The sequence below is a fragment of the Bradyrhizobium sp. BLXBL-03 genome (assembly GCF_051853015.1).
GTDB classification, from domain to species: domain Bacteria; phylum Pseudomonadota; class Alphaproteobacteria; order Rhizobiales; family Xanthobacteraceae; genus Bradyrhizobium; species Bradyrhizobium manausense.
Window position 1 is genome coordinate 1782156 of sequence record NZ_CP182470.1, and the last position, 19654, is coordinate 1801809.

Sequence of the window (19654 nt, forward strand, 5' to 3'; positions counted from 1 at the left end):
CGTGCCCGCAAATTAACGGAACTTTTCACGCATTACGGCCTCATGAACCGCATCTGTCATCACCGGCTTTGCGATCACGATGCGGCTTTTCTCTCTGCGGCTTACTCACAAGATCACTGCGATCGGCGTCATTGGCGTCGTCGGCGTCGTCCTGATCGGCGGCATTCATCTCTACGGCGAGCGCGCGATGGGAATCTCGCGCGACGCCGCAGAAAAAGCGCGCGCGGTGTTCGAGCTGAACAGCAGGATCGCGGTCGAGCTATTGGAGGCGCGCCGCGCCGAGAAGGATTTCTTGCTGCGCAGCGACCCCGCGCGGGCGCAGCGCCAGGTCGAGATCTCGCGGCAGGTCGCGCCGCACATCGAGACGCTGCGCGGCAGGATCGCAGCGCTCGGCAAGCCCGAGCTGGCGCAGAAGGTCGACGCGATGAACGCGTCGCTGAAGACCTATCAGGCGCACTTCGCCGCGGCGGTCGAGGAGCGGCAGCGCCTCGGGCTGGATGAGAATTCAGGCCTCGAAGGCCGCCTGCGCGGCTCCGTCCACGAGATCGAAGGCAAGGTCGATCAGCTCCACGATGCCTCGCTCAAGGTGATCATGCTGATGATGCGCCGGCACGAGAAGGATTTCATGCTGCGTCGCGACGCCAAATATGGCGGCGAGATGCAGAAGCGCGCATCCGAATTCCTCGCCGGCCTCGATGCCGGCGCGATTCCCGATGCCGCCAAGGCCGAGCTGCGACAGAAGCTCTCGGATTATCAGCGCGACTTCTCCGCCTGGATGGAGACGGCGCTCAAGCTCGCGGGCGAATTGAAGGCGACGTCGGAGGCGTTTGCGACCGTCGAGCCCGTCATCGAGCAGGTCTCGAAATCGGTCGACACCATCCGCATCGAAGCCGACAAGCAGAACGAGGCGGAGCGCGAGAGCATCCAGTTCTGGATCGCAATTGCGATCGCGCTGATCGCAGCTTGCGTGCTCGGCCTCGGTGTCTTCATCGGCCGTTCGGTCGCAAAGCCGCTGTCGGCGATGCGCACCGCGATGATCGAGCTCGCCAACGGCAATTTCGCCATCGTGTTGCCCGGCCTCGGCCGTCCCGACGAGATCGGCGAGATCGCGCAGGCCGTCGAGACTTTCAAGATCAACGCCGAGCGGAAGGTGCGCGAGGAGGCGGAGGAGAAGAGCCGGCAGGACAAGCTCGCTGCCGAACGCCGCCGCGCCGACATGATCAGGATGGCGGATCATTTCGAAGCCGCCGTCGGCCGCATCGTCGAGGCGGTGTCGTCGGCCGCCACCGAGCTCGAGGTCTCCGCGACCTCGCTCACCTCCACCGCGAGCCGGTCGACCGAGCTTGCGACGCTGGTCGAGGCGGCCTCGGAAGAGGCTGCGACCAACGTGCAGTCGGTGGCATCGGCCACGGAGGAGCTCACCGCCTCCGTCCACGAGATCAGCCGTCAGGTGCAGGCCTCCGAGCGCATGGCGGGCGAGGCCGTCAGCCAGGCCGGCCAGACCAACGATCGCGTCAGCGAATTGTCCAAGGCGGCCGCGCGCATCGGCGACGTCGTCGAACTCATCAATGCGATCGCAGGCCAGACCAACCTGCTCGCGCTGAACGCCACCATCGAGGCCGCGCGCGCCGGCGAAGCGGGACGCGGCTTTGCCGTGGTGGCCTCGGAGGTGAAGGCGCTGGCCGAGCAGACGGCGAAAGCGACCGGCGACATCGGCCAGCAGATTTCGAGCATCCAGTCCGCGACCGAGGACTCGGTCGGTGCGATCAAGACCATCGGCGGCACCATCGAGCGCCTGTCCGAGATTTCGTCGACCATCGCGGCCGCGGTCGAGCAGCAGGGCTCCGCGACCGGCGAGATCTCGCGCAACGTCCAGAGCGCGGCGGCCGGCACCATGCAGGTCAGCGCCAATATCAGCAATGTCAGGCAGGGCGCGGTCGAAACCGGCTCGGCATCGGCGCAGGTGCTGTCGGCGGCGAAATCGCTGTCCGGCGACAGCAACCGCCTCAAATTCGAGGTCTGCAAGTTCCTCGATACGGTGCGCGCGGCGTAACGCGCATCTGCCCAGGCTTATTCGCAACCCGATCGGAAATCTTTGCCGCTCCACGCGTTAAGCGCGACGGGGCAGGTCGAGGAGAACGCTCATGCGGATATCTATCGCAGCATTCCTTCTGGCGCTCCCGCTCATGGCAGCGCCGGCGATCGCGCAGAACCAGAACGTGCAGAACGAGGCCGACAAGGGCATCAAGACGCAAAATTCCGGCGCCTCGGGCTATGTCGGAGACCAGGACAAGCCCGGCGCGGCGGCAAAGATGCCCGGTGATCGCACCAACAACACCAGTGATGCTGCCACATCGCCCAGCGCGCGGAATTCGGGCACCGGAATCGCGGGAGCGCCCGGCAACAAGAACGGTCCTCCCGCGCAGAAGGGAACGGTCGGCGCGGCCTCGCAGAACTCCACCGTGCAGCAGCAGGATTCGTCGAACATCAAGGGCTTGCCCGGCAACAAGAGCGGCGAGCCGGCGAAGCGGTAGGTCGTCGCTTAAGCCCTTGCCGTCACCGGCGCGAAGGTCACTTCGATCAGCGTGCCCTGGCCCGCACTCTTGATGTTGAACCGGGCGTGGTTGGCTTCAACCAGAGCCTTGGTCAGCGACAGGCTCAGCGCGGAATTGTCCGCGGCATCGCCGGGCGGCGGCGTGCGGAACGGCTCCATCGCCGCGGCGACTTCCCTGTCGCTGAGGCCGTGGCCGGTGTCGCGGATGCGCAGCGCCACCTCGCCGCGGTCGTTGAGCGCGGTGGAGACGATCACCTGGCCGCCGGCGCTGGCGAGCCGGATCGAGTTCGAGATCAGGTTCATCGTCACCTGCCGCAGCGCGCGCGGATCCGCCGCCACCTGCGGCAGCGCATGGCCGAGCGAGGTGCGGATGATGATGCGCTCGCGATTGGCCTGCGGCTGCATCACGGCGACGCAGGCCTCGACCAGGTCGTTGAGGTTGAGGTCGGCAAAGCTGAGATCGAGCTTGCCGGTCTCGATCCGCGACAGCTCCAGGAGATCGTCGATGATGGTGATGACGCGCTCGCCGGAGGCGCGGATGTCCTTCATGTATTCGCCGTAACGTTCGTTGCCCAGCGAGCCAAATCGTTCCGAGATCATCACCTCGGCAAAGCCGATGATGGCGTTGAGCGGGGTGCGGATCTCGTGGCTGATCCGCGCCAGCATGTCGGCTTTCGCATTGGCCGCGCCGTCGACCAGGCGTCGCGCCTGCGTCAGCTCGCTCTCGCCTTTCTTGGCCTGCGACAGGTCGCGGAACACGGCGAAGAAGTTCGGGCCATCAGGCCGGGTGCGGCCCATGATCATGGCGAGCGGCAGCACGCCGCCCTTCTTCTCGCGGCCCAGCACCTCGCGGCCGTGATCGAGCAGGCTCGCGATGTTCTGGCTCTTCAGGCTGTCGAGATAATCGAGCACGATCTGCTGGCTCTCGGGCGCGAACAGCGCCAGCAGATTCTGCTGCATCAGCGCCTCGCCGTCATAGCCGAACAGCGCCTCGGCGCTGCGGTTGCAGGCGTGGATATTGCCGTCGGCATCGAACATCACGATGCCCTCGGCGGTGGTGTCGAGGATCGCGGCGAGATCTTCCGCATCGGCATCGCCGACGTCAGGCTCGGGCGCGAACAGGACGGGCTCGTCGACCTCGGTCTCGGCGGCCATTTGTGGCGCGGCCACCGGCGCCACGATGACGGGCGTGGCGACGGGAGTTGCCACGACAGGTTCAGGATTGGGCAGCGCGCAGATCAGCGCATGCGCGCTGGCGCCGTCCCAGTCGATGGTGTGCAGATGCGCTTCGGTCGTGGCGAGCTTCTGCGCGCCATTGGCGACCGTCGCGCTGATCGTCACCGGCGTGCCTGATTGCGAGGTGCTGCTGGCCGCGGAAACGCCCGGCTCGACATAGAGCGCATCGAGCCCGCCGGCATCTTCCAGCGCGCCGAGGCTGGCATAGCCGATGCGGTCGAGGAAGGCGGAATTGGCGTAGAGCAGGCGATCGAGCCGGTAGATCAGGATCCCTGTGGGAATGAGATCCAGCAGCGCGCGGTCGCGCGCGCTATGGCCGTAAGCGGGCGGTGCGGGCTCGCTCAGCCATTCGGCCGCGGCCGGCGGCGTCTCCAGCTCCGAGATCGGCGGCTCGGAGATCAAGGGCTCGGGTGGTGTCGCCGCGTCGGGCGCGATCGCGTCCGCCGGCGGCTCGGCGGTATCAGAAGCCATCTGCTCGCGCTCGCGTTCGAGCCGCTCGGACAATTGCCGCGCCAGCTCGTTGAACGCGCTGTTCTCGACCGGCGTCAGCGTCGGCGATCTCTGGTCAGCCTGTGACCTCTGGTCACCCAGTGACTTCTGGTCACCTTGTGATCTCTGGTCACCTGGTGACCTCAGGTCACCGGGTGCGCGGAACGGCACGACATTCGGAGGCGTTTCCACGGGCGTTTCCGGTTCGGTTGGGTGTGAATTCGCTTCGGTGATCGGTGCGGGCGGTTCGGGCTCAGTTGCAGTTGGCGGCTCAGGCTCGGGCGGCGGCTCGCTCGGCGGAGGCTCTGCCTCCGGTTTGGCCTCCGCCTTGTGCTCCGGTTCAGGCCGAGGCTGAGAACCAGGCTGAGACTGAGGCTCGACCAAATCGGCCGACAGGCCCTGCGCGGCGAACAGCTCAAAGCGCCGCAGCGCATCGAGCCGGTTGAGCGCATCGAGATCGCGGCAGACGCCAAAGCCCTTGAAGCCGGCAAAGTTGCGCGCGCGGTCGTAGACCGGAAGCCCGGCCAGCTCGACCGGCAGATGTTCGCCGCCATCGGCCGGCCAGTTCACGGTGATGCCGGCCCAGGTGTCGTGGCTTTCCAGCGCCCGCGCGACGCGGCCGTCGGGGTCGAGCGCGAATTCCTCCGATAGCTCGCGCCAGGACCGGCCGAAGCGGGAGGCGGTGTGCGCGCCGATCAGCCGGATGAATTCATCCGAGCCGAGCACGAAGCGGCCTTGCGCATCCATCTGCCACAGGAAGCGCAGCGGATGCTGGCGCGGTGTCTCGCCGTGTGCTGACCGCGTCTCCGCGTGTGCTGACCGCGTCTCCGCGTGTGCTGACCGCGTCTCCGCGTGTCCTGACGGCGGCTCCACATGTGCTGACTGCGTCTCGGCATGTCGGGGCGGCTCGACCATGGCTGACGTGATCGGCGCGGCTTGCGACGGCACGATGGCTTCAGGCAGGTTTTCAACCACTGTTTCAGGCGCGGCGTCGGCCGTCTGCGCAAGGGTTTCCGGAGCAGCCGCCGCGGCCTTCATGGAGTCCTGGATGGAGACGATGTTCGTCGCCTCATGTCCGGTCGTCACCGGCGTCTCGTCCGGTTCGGCAAACGGATCGAACATCGCGATCCCGGCATAGAGCCCGTGCACTGGCGGCGCAGGCTCGGCCGCGGGAGGCGGCGCGCTTACCGCCGCTTGCGCCATCGCCGGCTCGATCAGCGCGATGAGCCCGACATCGGCGCCGACGCCGACCCGCTGCAGCACCATCTTGCCGATGCCGACAGGCAGCTCGGCGCGGCCCTTCGCCAGCGCCTCGCTGCGCGCCTGGTCGAGGCCGGCTTCGCCGAGATCGCGAAAGCCGAGCAGGGAGCGCGCCGCTTCGCTGGCGCCGGCGAACAGGCCGTCAGGTGCGAACGCCGCCATCGGCGTCCGCGCGCCGTCGACCAGACGATGCAGCCGCTCGACCAGCGGCATGCTGCGGCAAGCACCCTGCATCGCGCTGACCAGCACGCCGGATGAGCCATCGGAAAACTCGAGCCGCGCGCAGGCGCAGGTCATCAGCGTGCCGAGCCCGGCGCCGAAGCCGCGCAACCGCTCCAGCCTCACAGCTCCGCCGGCCGGCAGCCGGTGGGCGAGGCGGACGATCTGGCGGCGATGGCTGTCGGCGGGGCCGAAGGTTTTTTGCGCCAGCGCAGCCGCATTGGCCGCGCCGAAGAATTTGGCGCCGACCGGATTGGCCCACAGCACGCGGCAGCCGTCGAGCGACCACAGCCAGGCCGGCAGGGGGGAGGTGGCATGCACGGACAGCCGGGGATCGCCGACGCCCCGTAACTGGAAATCCGAATTCGTCATCCGACCGGCTTCAACTCTTCGCGCCACGCTTCACGTCAGGCCCGCCGGGAATGGCAGCCTTAAGAAAGGGTTACTATCGCCCGCCGGCGCGGGCAGGTCCACGCCCGGACCTTAACGGGGGCACCCTAAAGCCGCGATAACCTTAATGTGGCCGGACCCGCAAGGCGCCTCTCCGTTGCATCCGCAGGATTCGTCGGCCGGCTCGTCAGCCGCACCGCCAAGGACGCGATAAAGGCGCGGCATTTGACTTCCGTCATTCCGGGGCGCGCGTAGCGCGAACCCGGAATCCATCGGGCGACAGGGAAGGTGGACGGATGGATTCTCAGGTGCGCAACTGCGCACCATAGCTCGCGACTTCGTCGCGCCCCGGAATGACGGACATACCTCAACCCGTTGACGGGCGTACCTCAACCCCTGGTTCGCCATCCTGGGAACCTCACCCTCTGGATTAAATTTTTCGCAGCGCACCCCCGGATCACATTGCGTTGCACAATGTTGACATGTTAGTGAGCAACAATGCTGGCGCTGGACGAGAGGATCTCGATGTTCTGCGTTTCCAGTCTTTCGTACCCGCCATTCAAAGAAGAAACGGCCCCGGTTGGCCCGGCGGGCGCGCCAGAAGGCTCACTTCGTTTTACTTTAGCGTGAGGGACCAACATGACAGGTGCGACTGATCCGTTTTCTGCCTCGATCATCCCGTTCGAGGTTCCCGAGCAGGTGCGCGCATTCGCCGAAAAGGGCGTTTCGCAGGCCCGCGAAAACTATGCCAAGTTCAAGGACGCGGCTGAGACCCACAACGGCACCATCGAGGCCGTGTTCGCCTCCGCCCAGAAGGGTGCGAACGAGTACACCGCCAAGCTGATGGAATTCGCCAAGGCCAACGCCACGGCCCATCTGGACTTCACCCAGGAGCTGCTCGGCACCAAGTCACCGACCGACGCCTTCCAGCTCTGGTCCGGTCACGCCAAGACCCAGCTCGAGACCTTCCAGGCCCAGGCCAAGGAGCTGTTCGAGATCGCGCAGCGCACCGCCAGCGCGACTGCCGAGCCGATCAAGGCCTCCGCCTCGAAGTTCTACCCGGCTGCCTGACAAAAGAACGGCGGATCGACCAAGCAAGAAACCCGGGCCTCCAAAAGGCCCGGGTTTTTCTTACCTCTCTCGCCTGCGGGAGAGGTCGCGCCGAAGGCGCGGGTAAGGGCTCTCTCCGCTAGGGGATTTTCTCCACAAGCAGGCGAGAACAGCAGAACAACCCCACAGTCGCCATCAACCCCGATTTTTATCGCGCAGACCGCAATTTACCCTGGTTTTTCGTCCCTCTGCGGCCTTGCCAAAAACCCCCGTTGCACCTAGTTTCCGCCCCGTCCAGCCCCCCTTAGGCAGCAGGCCTTTTCAGGCCGGCCGGCGGCGCGGCTCGCAAGGATGCAGTTGTAGCTCAGTTGGTTAGAGCGCCTGTCTGTGGAACAGGAGGTCGGTGGTTCGAGCCCACCCAACTGTACCAGCGCTGCATCTCCGGAAAGCCATTGAGCTGAAGCCTGGATCATCCGGGGTGATCTCCTCGCTCCGCCTAGGAACGCCCCATCACACAACTCCTAGCTCACCCTCCTCCTGGTGCGCCGAACCAACGGCTGCCCCAAATTGAGCTGCCCCTTCAGCTGCCCGATCGCCAGATCCTCCCCGCTCACCCACCGCCCGAAATCAACATCCAGCATATCCTCCTCGAGCGCGGCGGCATCGCCGCCGATGCCGATGAGGAGCCGTTGCTTGCCCGGCTCGGCGACGATTGTGTGCAACGTTTGGCAGTTGCCGTAATTGTGGAAGGCCGGCGAGGCCGAGAGGTTCAGCGCGCTAAAAGTTTGTTCGGCGCTGAGGGCGCGCGCGGCCCAGCCTTCGAGCGGCGGGAGCCGGTCGATCGAGTGCGCCGCGCGGCGGTTCAGGGCTCGCAGTTGCGTCGACTGGAAATGATTGGTGCAGGCGAGCCAGTCGCCGAGGCGTACCGCCACCGCGCCGGCCCCGGCTTCGACCACCGCCGCCACCCGGCCGGCATCGAGCAGCGAATAATTGTAACTCATGGCGTGCGGCGTACGGCGCAGAAAGGCGATCGCCTCCGCCGTCGTCGCGCAGCTGTCGAGCACCCGCCTGATCAACAGCGTGCTGGTGAGGCCCGGCGATCGCGGCCGCGCCTTTACGAGATGCAGCCCGATCGACAGGCCGTGCTCGTTCATGCCGTCGAGGCGTCCCGTCAGCTGGTGGCTGGCGCCGATGCTGGCATAGCTGCCGTGCACCTGGATCAACGCGAAGCGCGCCTCATAGCCGCGCGGCCAGAAATCATAGTTGCGGCCGTAGACGCCGCCGCTCATGACGGCCGAGCAGCCGCCGGTCGGCATCCGCAAGCCATCATTGCCGAAACAAGCGACCGCGCGCTCCATCGGGATGTCGAGCCCTTCGGCGATCCCACCGATCTCCTCCCACAGCGCAGGCGCGTAGGTCCTGAACGCGCGCTCCTCGGTGCGGACATTGAACCACCAGGGCAGACGAACATTCTTGCGGCGGAGAAACGCCTTGCCCCGAAGCGTCGCCGCAAAGGCAGCGGCCTGAGCCCGACCGACCTCGTAAGGCGTGCCGCGGCATTGCACGAAGCCGACGCAAAGCATCTTGGGAGCGGACGCCATGGTGGGACCTGAGGAGAGTCGCGCCCAGACCATCCCATAGGCAAAAGCTGGGAGGCAATAACTCTCTTATTTGTTGGCACCGAACACCGGAGGATCTCATCACTCGCTCATCACCGAGATCTCCCCAGTATCCAAACCGATCCGCACCGAGGTGCCGGCTGGTCGCATTTCTCCAGCGACCGCGAATGGTTCGGCAAGCTGTGAGACGACGGTCCCGTCCCGCACTTCGAAGCTCCCGCTGTTCAAGGGCACGCCGCGAAGGACGATGGTCTGGCGGTGTCCCGAGCGGATGCGCACCAGCCGGCCGTCACCGGCAACCTCCAGCGTGACTCCGACTGGGGCCATCGTGTCCAGCATCGGGATATAGGCTTCACTCGCCGAGAGCAGAAAGCTCCAGGGTTCGGTGTCGTTGCCGCGCTCGATCGTCGTCTGGGCCGGCAGCTTCAGCCCGAGCAGCTCGTGCGGCGCACCGAGCGTGAAGCGGTGGAGCGTACCGGCCTTGTCGAACAGAACGCCGCCGAAGCGGTCGTTCGCGTAGGGTCCACCTTTGCATGGCAACCCATCGATGATTTGATAGCCGTGCAGATCGCCACCCCAATGCGTGACGTCATTGCCCTGTCTCTTCCAGGGCTTGAGCGTTCCCGCGAGCCGCATGCCGAGGATCTCGGTCGCGTGCGGCAGCTCGATCAAGACGACGATGGAGTGCGCCTTGTCGGCGAACTGGATTTTGCTGCCGGCCGGCAAAGGCAAACCAGCGATGGTCTCGGCGATCTCGAGAGTGCGCCAGTATTTGGTTGCGTCGTAGCTCTGGTAAAGATAGAGGGCGCCAGCCGCTGGAAATGGCAATGTCAGAAAGGCGGCGCAAGCGATCAATACAAAGCGCAGTCCGCCCAACCAGGGCGAGCCATACCAGGCGGCAAATGCCAACGCGAACGCCAACGGTATGATCACGAACCAATTGGTGATGACGGCATATCCGAACAGAAGCGGCCATGGCAGGCGCAAGATCGGTCTCCTTCGGTTCAGCCATCGACCGAGCGCAAGATAACGGACGCCGTGCCATCAGCAACGCGCGTATGCAGCCAATTTGTCGACGACGGATCAGTCCTGGTTCACGGGTGATTGCCGGATCGAGAACCTAAACTCCTGATCCTCCCGAGCACGCGCAAACACCGGCTAGACCGATTTATGCACGTTCGCCATGATCGGCAGCGATCCGCACGAGCTCCACCTCGAGCCTCAAGCCCGGCGCTTGTTTCGCAAACCCCGTGCACAAAGTCGACGAGTCATCCACCGACCGCCCCGACACCACGATGTCGATCTCATCCAGTCCGAACACACCGGGTGGCCCCGGTTCAACGCGTCGGGCGGAAAGACTGGCTTTGAAGTGCTCGCCCTGCTGCGTCCAGTATCCTGCATAGGCAAACGTGGAATCGCCGCCGGCGAGTGTCCCGTCAGCGCCGAACTCGACGACGCCAGCGCCTTCGCCGACCGGCGTCTTGAACCAAACGGAATATTTGCCCGGGATGATCACTCTAGCCCACCACATCGACCGGTCTTCCGGCCGAGTTGAGCCAGACCAAAATGGCTATCGCGTGGCGCGCGCAGGTCCTGCTGCGCATACAACCTCAAACTCTCGACGCAGAGCGCGCCCATCCGCAACGCTTCTCAAAGCCAGTTTTCCCCACGGTCACCGTAGCTCCTCGCCACGCAATGCGCTATCGCTAGCGAGCCAAAGACTTCATGGCGAGCCAGGCGGGAAACATCGTGAGTTTCTTCGAGCGTCTCAAGACAGCAGCATCCGCCGAGTGGCGGGCCTACACCGAGCATCCCTTCACGAACGGATTGGCGGACGGCTCGCTCCCTGAAGCTGCGTTCCGCCACTACCTCGTTCAGGATTATCTGTTCCTCATCGAGTTTGCCCGCGCCTACGCGCTCGCGGTCTACAAGTCGCCCGGGCTTGACGACATGCGTGAAGCAGCGGCCGGCCTGTCGGCCATCCTCGATGTCGAGATGAACCTGCATGTGAAGCTCTGTGCCAGTTGGGGTCTGTCCCCTGATGACCTTGAACACGCCCCGCCGGCGGCCGAGATGCTGGCCTATACGCGCTACGTGCTCGATGCGGGAATGCGCGGCGATCTCTTGGCGCTCAAGGTGGCGCTTGCGCCCTGCGTGATCGGCTACGCGGAGATCGCAACGCGGCTCGCCTCGCTCCCCCTCGCGGACGCTGTGACCAACGCCTACCGCGTCTGGATCGCCGAGTACGCAGGCCTGCCGTACCAGGAGGTCGCGGCCAAGGCGCGGGCGCATCTGGAGCATCTTGCCGATCTCTACGCCACGCCGGCCCGCGAGGCCGAGCTGATCGCGATCTTCAAGGAAGCCACCCGGCTCGAGGCCGACTTCTGGGAGATGGCCTGGCGCGCGGGCCAGCCTGCTGAATAGCGGTTTCGGCCATCGTCAGGCACCGCTATCTCACCCCCGCCACCACCATCACCACCACCGGCAGCGTCATTGCGGCCAGCAGCGTGCACAGCGCCACCGCGCCCGAGACCGGGTTCACCATGCGCTGATACTGAACCGCGAAGATGTAGGCATTGGCGCCTGTCGGCATCGCCGCGAACAGCACGACGACGCCTGTCACGACAGGCGGCAGGTTCAAGAGCTTGGCCAGCGCGAAGGCCACCGCCGGCATCGCCAGCAGCTTGAGTGCGCTGATCGCGGCGACTGATGTCATCTCGCCTTTCACCTCGAAGCGGAACAGGGTGATGCCGAGCGCGATCAGCGCGGCCGGCGATCCCGCCTGCGCCAGCAGTTCGATGGTCTTGTCGACGACGGGCGCAAGGCCAAGGCCGGTGAAGCGCCAGATCACGCCGAAGCCGATCCCCAGCATCAGCGGGTTCTTGGCGAGGTCTGCGAGGATGGGCCAGATCGCCGAGAGCACCGAGCCGGTGCGCTTGCGGCTGACCAGCTCCATCTGCAGGATGCCGCAGAGCCAGAGCAGCGGCGTGTTCACCGACAGGATCAGCGACATCGGGCCGGCCGCCTCATTGCCGAGCGCGGAGAGCACCAGGGGAATCCCCAACATGACGATGTTGCCGTAGACCGAGCCGATCGCGAACACGACGCCGTCCTCATGGTCCTCGCGCCGCTGGCGGATCAGCGCCGAGATCAGCAGCGCCGCGATCCAGGTGATGGCGAGCGCGCCGTAATAGGCGCCCCACATGCGCCACGGGCTGACGTCGGGGAATTCCGACACGACGATGGTGCGGAACAGCAGCGCGGGGATCGCGATGCTGAAGGCGAATTCGGAGATGCCCTTGTGCGCGCCCTCGGAGACGAAGCGAAACAGCACCGCCGCATAGCCGGCCGCGATCAGCGCAAACACCGGCGCGACGATCAACATGGTGGCCATGCGGTCCTCCCCTCACGGGGATTTCGGCCGACCACCCCACGCGCCTCTCGATGCTGCCATCATGCCGGTGTTTTGCCCGACAAGTCAAAGGAAAATTCGTAAAATCCGTAAGTGGCGGGAATCCGCGAAGCGGCCCAGGGCCACGGCTACTGTGCATGGGGTTGTTTTCGAGCTTTGGGGATGGACACCCACCGCTGTTGCCGGGAGCGCACAGGTCGCTGTTTTCGCCTCGGCCCTCGTTGCCAACCAACGCCCGTTCACCCACACTCCCGTCCTGTTCGACATTGGGGGGATCGATGCCGGTATCTCGCGTCACGACGTCCATGGCTGCTAAGTTCTTGGCTGCTGCGACCTTTGGGGTTGCCCTCGCCGTTCTGCTCCAGCCGGGCGCTGGCTTTGCCTACACGCCCGAGCAGCAGCAGGCCTGCACGCCGGATGCGATGCGGCTGTGCGGCGAGTTCGTGCCCAACGTCGATGCCATCACCGCCTGCATGATCCAGAAGAAGGCGCAGCTGTCGCCGCCATGCGCGGTGTTCTTCCGCCGCGGGCCGGAGCCGATTGCCGGTCAGCCCACCAGGATCGCGCCGAAGACCGCCAGGAAGGCCAAGCCGAAGGCGAAGAAGAAAAAGACCGACGAGAGCTAGGCGGGTTCGCGAAACCTCCTCATGTCCCGCGCGCCATCGTGACGCGAAGGGCGACACCAGCCACGCAACAGCCACCGGACTCGTTTTGTTCGCGCGAGGTCAGCGCGCCGGCTTGCAGCCATCGCGCTTCGCTCTGCTGAAAAAAAGCATCGCGAGAATTTGCGCGGCAAGGTTGTCCCGCGGATCTTTCCGCGCGAGTGCTGATTTGGAATTGCCGGCGTGGTCTGCAGTTCATGATGGTTGATGTCATCAGCCGCGCAAGGCAGTGTGACTCAAAAGCCAACATGTCTTGTTATTTCATGGCGCCGGCACGACAGCCGATAAATTTTTCTTTCCCGAATCAGCGCGGTGATTCATTTTCTCGGCCTGGGGTCAATCTGGAGGCCAGAGGATGAATGTAATTGTTTTCGCATCGCGCAAAGGCGGCTCGGGCAAGAGTACCCTGGCTGCACATCTCGCTGCGCAGATCAAGGCGAGCAAGCAGGTGATGCTGGTGGATGCGGACCCGCAGGGTTCGCTGACGCTGTGGCACAAGCTGCGGGGCACCAACGAGCCGCCGATCAAGGCGGCCGTGAATTCGGTCAGCGGCATCGTCTCCGCGGCCAAGCGCGACGGTTACGAGTGGGTGTTGATCGACACGCCGCCGAACCTGTCGGCCGTGGTCGATGATGCGATCCGCAACGCGACGATGGTGATCATTCCGGCGCGGCCCGGCGTGTTCGACGTCAACGCGGTGCAGGAAACCATCCAGATGTGCCGCGCGGCGCGCAAGCCCTACGCGGTCGTGCTCAACGGCGCACCGGCGCGCCGCGACGAAGCCGAAAGCCCGATCGTCACCATCGCCCGCGAGGCGCTGGCCAAGTTCCGCGCTCCTGTTTGGGGCGGTCAGATCACCAACCGTTCGGATTTGTTGATGGCACTCAGCCACGGCGAAGGCGCGCGTGAGTATCAGGCCGAAAGCCGTGCGGCCCAGGAAATTGCAAGACTGTGGGCGGCGATCGAGCGTTCAGTAAAAGCTATTCGCGGCACGGCGTCGGCATCCGGCGCAATGCACAAGCAGGCGGCATAATTCATCAATCATTTCCCCGGACGACAAACGCGCGGCATCCCGCGCGTTTTGCGTTTTCAGGGGCTGACGGTGAGGTTACGCCACCATCAGCATGTAGAACACGATCACCGGCGACAACGTCAGGATCACCGACCAGACGCCGGCGGCCCAGAGAATGTCTCCGGTGGAAAAGCCCTGCTGCTCGCTGTCGTCGAAGCTTGGCGTGGCGCCGTAATGCGGCACCATATCGTTCTGATTGTTCAAGATCGCCCCCGCGATTTCTTCGCTTATGGGGAGAACGATACGCGGGATGTTTTAAAATTCCGGCTCAGCGCCACGCTCGCATTTTGAGCGCATTTGCCACCACGGATTAACCATCGCCGCGGCCTTGCCTCATCAGGCGAGCCAGAGCCGGAATAGCAGCACCGGCATCAGGCCGAGCATCACGGCCCAGAAGCCGAACGACGACACCACCAAAATTCCCCGCAAAAGATCGGCAGGCGCGAATATTTCCGCCGCAGTCGGGCGAACGCGTTGCCTCATGGTCCTTCCCCCTTTTGAAAGACGGTTGCCGGGGGACGATAGGCGCCATTGCGTAAACGAGACGTGGATGCGCCATGCGGCAGCTGCGAAGCGCGTTGGTGCCGGGTTAACCAAGGCGCCTCTCCCCGCACGCGGGGAGAGGCGAGCGAGGAGTTACGCCGCAACCTTCATCCGCCGCTCGATCTCGCGGTCGAGCGTGGCGGCGAGCTCGCTGCTGACCTCCACCATCGGCAGGCGCACCTCGGGGCTGTCGATCAGGCCCGTCCGCCACAGCCAGTACTTCGCCGGCGCTGGGCTCGGTTCGGTGAACAACAGCCGCGTCAGCTCGGCGACCTCTTGCCAGCGCGCCTCTGCCGCGTCGGCATTGCCTTGCTTCAGCTCGCTATAGACTGCCGCGAACGTCGCGGTCTCGAGATGGGCGGACAGCAGGATGCCGCCGTCAGCACCGTCGCTGAGCGCCTCGAGATAATTGGCATCCTCGCCGGTGAGCACGCGGAAATCCTTCGGCCGGTCGCGTAGCAGCGCGACCGACTGCTCGCGGCTCGCGCTGCAATCCTTCAAGCCGACGATGTTGGGATGCTCGGCGAGCCGCAGCATGGTCTGGTTGGTGATCCCGACCGCGCAGCGATAGGGGATGTTGTAGAGCGCGAGCGGCCAGGCGGCGTGATCGGCCAGCGCCTCGAAATGCGCAACGATCCCGCGCTGCGACGGCCGCACGTAATAGGGGCTCGCGATCAGATAGAAGTCGATCGGCCAGTCCGCGGTCTCGTCCAGCCGCTCCTTCATCCGCGAGGTGTCCGCGCCGGATAGCCCGAGGCCGATCGGAACGTTGCGGCATCCCGCCGCCATCGCGTCGCGGACGATGGCAACGAGGCGTTCGAGCTCGGCCTCGCGCAGCGTCATGCCTTCGCCCGAGGTCGCCCCCAGGATGAAGCCGTCGATGGCTTGCGCGGCGTAGTGCCGCGTCAGTCGCCGCAGCGAGTTCTGGTCGAGACGACCGTTCCGAAACGGCGTCACCAGCGGCAGCCACAGCCCATGCATCTCGGTGATGGACCTGAGACGGAGGGCACATGAAAAAACCCCGTCCAGGCGGCGGGGTTTTCGGGATTTGGCAGCGATGACGAAGTCAGCTAGCGCGCGCAAAAATCCGAGGTCCCCGGATGGGGGCCTTTTTTCGAAACGATTGCGCACGACTTCGTGATCATTGGGAAATGATGCGGGCTATGCCCAAAACTGTCAATACACGCGGAGGGCGAATGCCTGATTGGGCAGAAAAAAAGCCGGACCCGAGGGCCCGGCTTAGGTATTGGCCACGTGAGGCCGACACAATCACCTTCCAAGAGGGATTACTGAACTCCCGCGCCACTGGAGGAGGGGGACAAATGCGCAACGCGAAGGCTCAGCGTGCAAACATTATGGGCTTCTCCAGCGCCATGCAGCAACAGCCGAGGTCGCATGTCAGACATGCGGAAATCAGGACGGCCAGCGCTGCGCCTTGCTCACCACGAAGTCGCGGAACACCTGCACGCGCGCGACCGTCTTCAGCTCTTCCGGATAGACGAAATAGGTGTCGAGCTGGATCGAATCCGATTCGCCGAACAGTTGTACGAGGCGGCTCTGGTCTTCGACGAGGTAGTCGGGCAGCGCGGCGATGCCGAGGCCCTGCTGGCACGCGCGCACCAGGCCGAGGATGTTGTTGACCTTGAAATAGGCCTCGCGCGGACCCGAGCCGTTGCGCGCAGCTTCGACCAGCCAGTTGCGGTTCTGCAGATGCGGCGCGAAGTTGCCGTCGGACAGCGTGATGATGCGGTGGGAGTCGAGCTCCTCCAGCGTGCGCGGCGTGCCGAAACGCTTGATGTATTCCGGCGAGCAATAGGCGTGGAAGCCCATCGCGAACAGCTTGCGCTGGATGAGGTCCGGCTGGGTCGGCTTGCGGGTGCGGATCGCAACGTCGGCCTCGCGCATGGACAGATCCAGTTCCTCGTCGGTGACGATCAGCGAGATCCGGATCTCCGGATAGAGCGCGGTGAATTCGCCGAGCCGCGGGATCAACCAATTGATGCCGACGCCGGGCGTGGTGGTGATCTTGAGATCGCCGCTCGGCCGTTCGCGGCTGTCGGTCAGTTTGGCGCGCGCCGCCTGCAGCTGCATGAACACGTCATGCGCGGTGCGGAACAACAGGTCGCCCTGCTCGGTGAGGATCAGGCCGCGGGCATGGCGGTGGAACAGCGAGACCGAGAGCTCCTGTTCCAGCGCCGAAACCTGGCGCGAGACCGCCGATTGCGACAGGCCGAGCTGCTCTCCCGCATGCGTGAAGCTGCCCGCTTCTGCCGCCGCGTGAAACACCTTCAGCTTGTCCCAGTCCATATCCGTGAATCCGTCGCGTGTTCGGGGCATGATCGTTATTCCGCTGCCGCGCGCTCGCTGGCGCGCAGGGCCAAGAAACGTTCGGCCTCGAGCGCTGCCATGCAGCCGAGGCCTGCGGCCGTGACGGCCTGGCGATAGGTTTCGTCGGCGACGTCACCCGCGGCGAACAAGCCGGGCACGGACGTCGCGGTCGAGTTCGGGGCGACCTCGACATAGCCCGACGGTTTCAGCTTGACCTTGTCTTTCACCAGCTCGGTTGCCGGGGCGTGGCCGATGGCGATGAAGACGCCGTCGGTTTTCACATCCGTCAGCGCGCCGGTCTTGACGTTCTTGAGGCGGACATGGGTGACCTTGTTCGGGTTCTCGGTGCCGCAGATCTCGTCGACCGCACAGTCCCAGATCACCTTGATCTTCGGGTGCTTGAACAGGCGCTCCTGCAGGATGCGCTCGGCGCGGAAATGATCGCGGCGATGCACGATGGTGACCTGCGAGGCGTGGTTGGTCAGGTACAGCGCTTCCTCGACCGCGGTATTGCCGCCGCCGACCACCACGACCTCCTTGTTGCGGTAGAAGAAGCCGTCGCAGGTGGCGCAGGCCGAGACGCCGCCACCCTGGAATTTCGCTTCAGAGGGCAGCCCGAGCCAGCGCGCCTGCGCGCCGGTGGCGAGGATCACGGTGTCGGCGAGATAGACATCGCCGGAGTCGCAGGTGAGGCGGAATGGCCGCTGCGAGGTGTCGAGCTTGATCACCAGGTCGGTCACGATCCTGGTGCCGACATGCACTGCCTGCTTTTCCATCTGTTCCATCAGCCAGGGGCCCTGGATCACGTCGGCGAAGCCCGGATAGTTCTCGACGTCGGTGGTGATGGTGAGCTGGCCGCCGGCCTGCATGCCCTGGATCAAGATCGGCTCGAGCATCGCGCGTGCGGCGTAGATCGCGGCGGTGTAGCCGGCGGGCCCGGAGCCAATGATGATGACCTTTGCATGAACAGGAGCGGACATTTCGATGGACGCCTTTCACGGGGGATTTGCAGCGCGGGCGCGGAACGTGCCGGGAGGCCTCGCGGAGGCGCTGAAATATCAGAGCTAATCTAAGCGTTCTGGTGAGCTATGCAAGAATTGCATTCCCTCTCGGCGGATTTTTCCAACAAGGAACAAAAGTCGATTGCGCTGCACGCGCAATAAAATTGCTCATTTGGTGCAGACTGGCTATGAGGATTGCGACAGACCCACCGAATACCGCCGATAAGGCCAGGAGTTCCAATCACGTGTCGCGGAACCTAGACGAGATCGACCTCAAGATTCTGTCCGAGATCCAGGCCGACGGTCGAATCACCAATGTCGAGCTCGCCAAACGGGTCGGTATTTCGCCTCCACCCTGCCTGCGCCGGGTCCGAGCACTGGAGGAGGAAGGCTACATCCACGGCTACCGCGGGCTGCTGGACGCGCGAAAGCTCGGTTTCGACGTCACGGTGTTCGCCGCCGTGCACCTCTCCAGCCAGGCGGAGGCGGATCTGCGCGCCTTCGAGGAGTTCGTCCGCGCCGAGCCCTTGGTGCGGGAATGCTGGATGCTGTCCGGCGAGGTCGATTTCATCCTCAAATGTGTCGCCCCTGACATGGCGACCTTCCAGGACTTTGTGACGCACCTGACCGCGGCGCCGCACGTGCGCAACGTGCGCACCTCGCTGGTGCTGCACAATTCGAAATACGAGGCGGCGGTGCCGCTCGACGTGAAGGGAAGAAGGTAGAAACGAAGCGCTTATCGCCGCAGCGCATCCACGCTGATCGGACCGCTTCCGGCGGCCGCGAGGAACAGGCACGCGAAACACAGCACGATCGCAAGCGCGCCGTCGTTGACGACGGGAAAGAAGCTGTGCGGCATGTGCTCGATGAAATAGGCGAAGGCCATCTCACCGGACAGGATGAAGGCCGCCAGCCGCGTGAACAGGCCAATCATCAAGAGACCGCCAAGCACGAATTCGAGCATGCCGGCGATGCCCCAGAGCGACCACGGCGTCACGTCGGCAAACATTTCCACCGGCGGAAACTTGAACAGCTTGGCTACGCCATAGTGAAAGAACACTAGCCCGGTGATGAAGCGAAAGAGGCTGAGCAGATAGGGCTGGCTTTGCGCAGCGATGCGATCGACGTCCATCTTGTCCTCCCGTGCTCGAACGGCAGCGCCGAGCATGACGGAGGACGGTGCGGTTCACAATCGCGCCCTGGACAGATTGCGAACTGGACAGATTGCGAAACAGAAAAGCCGCGCAACCCGCGCGGCCTTTCAGGCACTCTTTGTCGAGTGGATTACCGCCACTCCACCTTGGTGATTTCGTAGGCCTTGGCGCCGCCGGGGGCGTTGACCTCGACGGTCGAGCCTTTCTTCTTGCCGATCAGCGCGCGCGCCAGCGGCGAGGTGATGGAGATCCGGCCTTTCTTGGCGTCGGCCTCGACCTCGCCGACGATCTGCCACACCGTCTTCTTCTCGGTGTCCTCGTCGACCAGCGTCACGGTTGCACCGAACTTGATGGTGTCGCCGGAGAGCTTGGAAATGTCGATGATGTCGGCCCGCGCGAGCTTGTCCTCGAGTTCGGCGATGCGGCCCTCATTATGCGACTGCTCTTCCTTCGCGGCATGGTATTCCGCGTTTTCGGAGAGGTCGCCGTGGGAGCGCGCTTCCGCGATATGCTCGATGATGCGCGGACGGTCCTCGGACTGGCGCTTCTTCAATTCTTCCCCGAGCGCGGCAAAGCCGCTCGCAGTCATCGGAACCTTTTCCATCTTTTCTCTCGTCTTCCAGTCGCGCGCCCACCGAAAACGGAGGGTGCGGCAACCCTGATTC

19 protein-coding genes and 1 tRNA gene are annotated in these 19654 nt (G+C 64.6%); 8 read left to right on the forward strand and 12 right to left on the reverse strand.

What is annotated here, in order from left to right:
* Positions 1–79 precede the first annotated feature (79 nt).
* Both ACNJX9_RS08570 and ACNJX9_RS08575 read left to right on the forward strand, forming a co-directional pair.
* Positions 80–2053 (forward strand): methyl-accepting chemotaxis protein, encoded by a 1974-nt coding sequence (locus tag ACNJX9_RS08570; protein WP_439408442.1) that lies wholly within the window; start codon positions 80–82, stop codon positions 2051–2053.
* Between the two features lie 259 nt (positions 2054–2312).
* The gene (locus ACNJX9_RS08575) at positions 2313–2534 is read left to right on the forward strand and encodes a hypothetical protein (RefSeq protein WP_245316665.1); all 222 of its coding nucleotides are present in this window, start codon (positions 2313–2315) and stop codon (positions 2532–2534) included.
* Between the two features lie 8 nt (positions 2535–2542).
* On the opposite strand, the gene ACNJX9_RS08580 is transcribed toward ACNJX9_RS08575, so the two are convergent.
* The gene (locus tag ACNJX9_RS08580; RefSeq protein ID WP_439408443.1) at positions 2543–6130 is read right to left on the reverse strand and encodes a PAS domain S-box protein; all 3588 of its coding nucleotides are present in this window, start codon (positions 6128–6130) and stop codon (positions 2543–2545) included.
* Between the two features lie 657 nt (positions 6131–6787).
* Here ACNJX9_RS08580 and ACNJX9_RS08585 point away from each other — a divergent pair.
* Positions 6788–7219, forward strand: coding sequence for a phasin (locus ACNJX9_RS08585; protein WP_057741497.1), 432 nt, complete (start codon positions 6788–6790; stop codon positions 7217–7219).
* 332 nt (positions 7220–7551) lie between these two features.
* Positions 7552–7628, forward strand: a tRNA-His gene (locus ACNJX9_RS08590).
* Between the two features lie 91 nt (positions 7629–7719).
* Here the strand turns inward: ACNJX9_RS08590 and ACNJX9_RS08595 are convergent.
* The 3 genes from ACNJX9_RS08595 to ACNJX9_RS08605 form a co-directional block, all read right to left on the reverse strand.
* The gene (locus ACNJX9_RS08595) at positions 7720–8799 is read right to left on the reverse strand and encodes a C45 family autoproteolytic acyltransferase/hydolase (protein ID WP_439408444.1); all 1080 of its coding nucleotides are present in this window, start codon (positions 8797–8799) and stop codon (positions 7720–7722) included.
* A gap of 99 nt (positions 8800–8898) precedes the next feature.
* Positions 8899–9738 (reverse strand): hypothetical protein, encoded by an 840-nt coding sequence (locus tag ACNJX9_RS08600; protein ID WP_439408445.1) that lies wholly within the window; start codon positions 9736–9738, stop codon positions 8899–8901.
* Between the two features lie 247 nt (positions 9739–9985).
* Positions 9986–10333, reverse strand: coding sequence for a hypothetical protein (locus tag ACNJX9_RS08605; RefSeq protein ID WP_439408446.1), 348 nt, complete (start codon positions 10331–10333; stop codon positions 9986–9988).
* A gap of 233 nt (positions 10334–10566) precedes the next feature.
* Here ACNJX9_RS08605 and tenA point away from each other — a divergent pair, with 233 nt between their 5' ends.
* Positions 10567–11241, forward strand: a complete 675-nt coding sequence (tenA, locus tag ACNJX9_RS08610) for a thiaminase II (RefSeq protein WP_439408447.1) — start codon at positions 10567–10569, stop codon at positions 11239–11241.
* Between the two features lie 25 nt (positions 11242–11266).
* On the opposite strand, the gene ACNJX9_RS08615 is transcribed toward tenA, so the two are convergent.
* On the reverse strand, positions 11267–12211 hold the full coding sequence (locus tag ACNJX9_RS08615; protein WP_439408448.1) for an AEC family transporter: 945 nt from the start codon (positions 12209–12211) through the stop codon (positions 11267–11269).
* A gap of 296 nt (positions 12212–12507) precedes the next feature.
* Between ACNJX9_RS08615 and ACNJX9_RS08620 the strand changes: the two genes are divergently transcribed.
* Together ACNJX9_RS08620 and ACNJX9_RS08625 are read left to right on the forward strand one after the other, a co-directional pair.
* Entirely contained in the window at positions 12508–12855 is a 348-nt protein-coding gene (locus ACNJX9_RS08620) for a hypothetical protein (protein ID WP_439408449.1), read from the forward strand.
* Between the two features lie 391 nt (positions 12856–13246).
* Positions 13247–13924 carry a ParA family protein gene (locus ACNJX9_RS08625; RefSeq protein WP_027575286.1) on the forward strand — a complete coding sequence of 226 codons (678 nt, stop codon included), beginning with the start codon at positions 13247–13249 and terminating at the stop codon, positions 13922–13924.
* A 75-nt stretch (positions 13925–13999) separates the two neighbouring features.
* Here ACNJX9_RS08625 and ACNJX9_RS08630 read toward each other — a convergent pair whose 3' ends face one another.
* The 5 genes from ACNJX9_RS08630 to trxB form a co-directional block, all read right to left on the reverse strand.
* Entirely contained in the window at positions 14000–14167 is a 168-nt protein-coding gene (locus ACNJX9_RS08630; protein ID WP_157083341.1) for a hypothetical protein, read from the reverse strand.
* 132 nt (positions 14168–14299) lie between these two features.
* Positions 14300–14446 (reverse strand): hypothetical protein, encoded by a 147-nt coding sequence (locus ACNJX9_RS08635; protein WP_167353956.1) that lies wholly within the window; start codon positions 14444–14446, stop codon positions 14300–14302.
* 153 nt (positions 14447–14599) lie between these two features.
* Positions 14600–15487, reverse strand: a complete 888-nt coding sequence (locus ACNJX9_RS08640; protein WP_439408450.1) for a 4-hydroxy-tetrahydrodipicolinate synthase family protein — start codon at positions 15485–15487, stop codon at positions 14600–14602.
* Positions 15488–15919: 432 nt separating this feature from the next.
* Entirely contained in the window at positions 15920–16843 is a 924-nt protein-coding gene (locus ACNJX9_RS08645; protein WP_057741302.1) for a LysR family transcriptional regulator, read from the reverse strand.
* A 5-nt stretch (positions 16844–16848) separates the two neighbouring features.
* Positions 16849–17814, reverse strand: coding sequence for a thioredoxin-disulfide reductase (trxB, locus tag ACNJX9_RS08650; RefSeq protein ID WP_057741300.1), 966 nt, complete (start codon positions 17812–17814; stop codon positions 16849–16851).
* A gap of 266 nt (positions 17815–18080) precedes the next feature.
* Between trxB and ACNJX9_RS08655 the strand changes: the two genes are divergently transcribed.
* On the forward strand, positions 18081–18560 hold the full coding sequence (locus tag ACNJX9_RS08655) for an Lrp/AsnC family transcriptional regulator (protein ID WP_057741909.1): 480 nt from the start codon (positions 18081–18083) through the stop codon (positions 18558–18560).
* 11 nt (positions 18561–18571) lie between these two features.
* On the opposite strand, the gene ACNJX9_RS08660 is transcribed toward ACNJX9_RS08655, so the two are convergent.
* Positions 18572–18967 (reverse strand): DoxX family protein, encoded by a 396-nt coding sequence (locus ACNJX9_RS08660; protein ID WP_057741906.1) that lies wholly within the window; start codon positions 18965–18967, stop codon positions 18572–18574.
* Positions 18968–19119: 152 nt separating this feature from the next.
* On the reverse strand, positions 19120–19593 hold the full coding sequence (gene greA, locus ACNJX9_RS08665; RefSeq protein ID WP_018318257.1) for a transcription elongation factor GreA: 474 nt from the start codon (positions 19591–19593) through the stop codon (positions 19120–19122).
* Between the last annotated feature and the right edge of the window lie 61 nt (positions 19594–19654).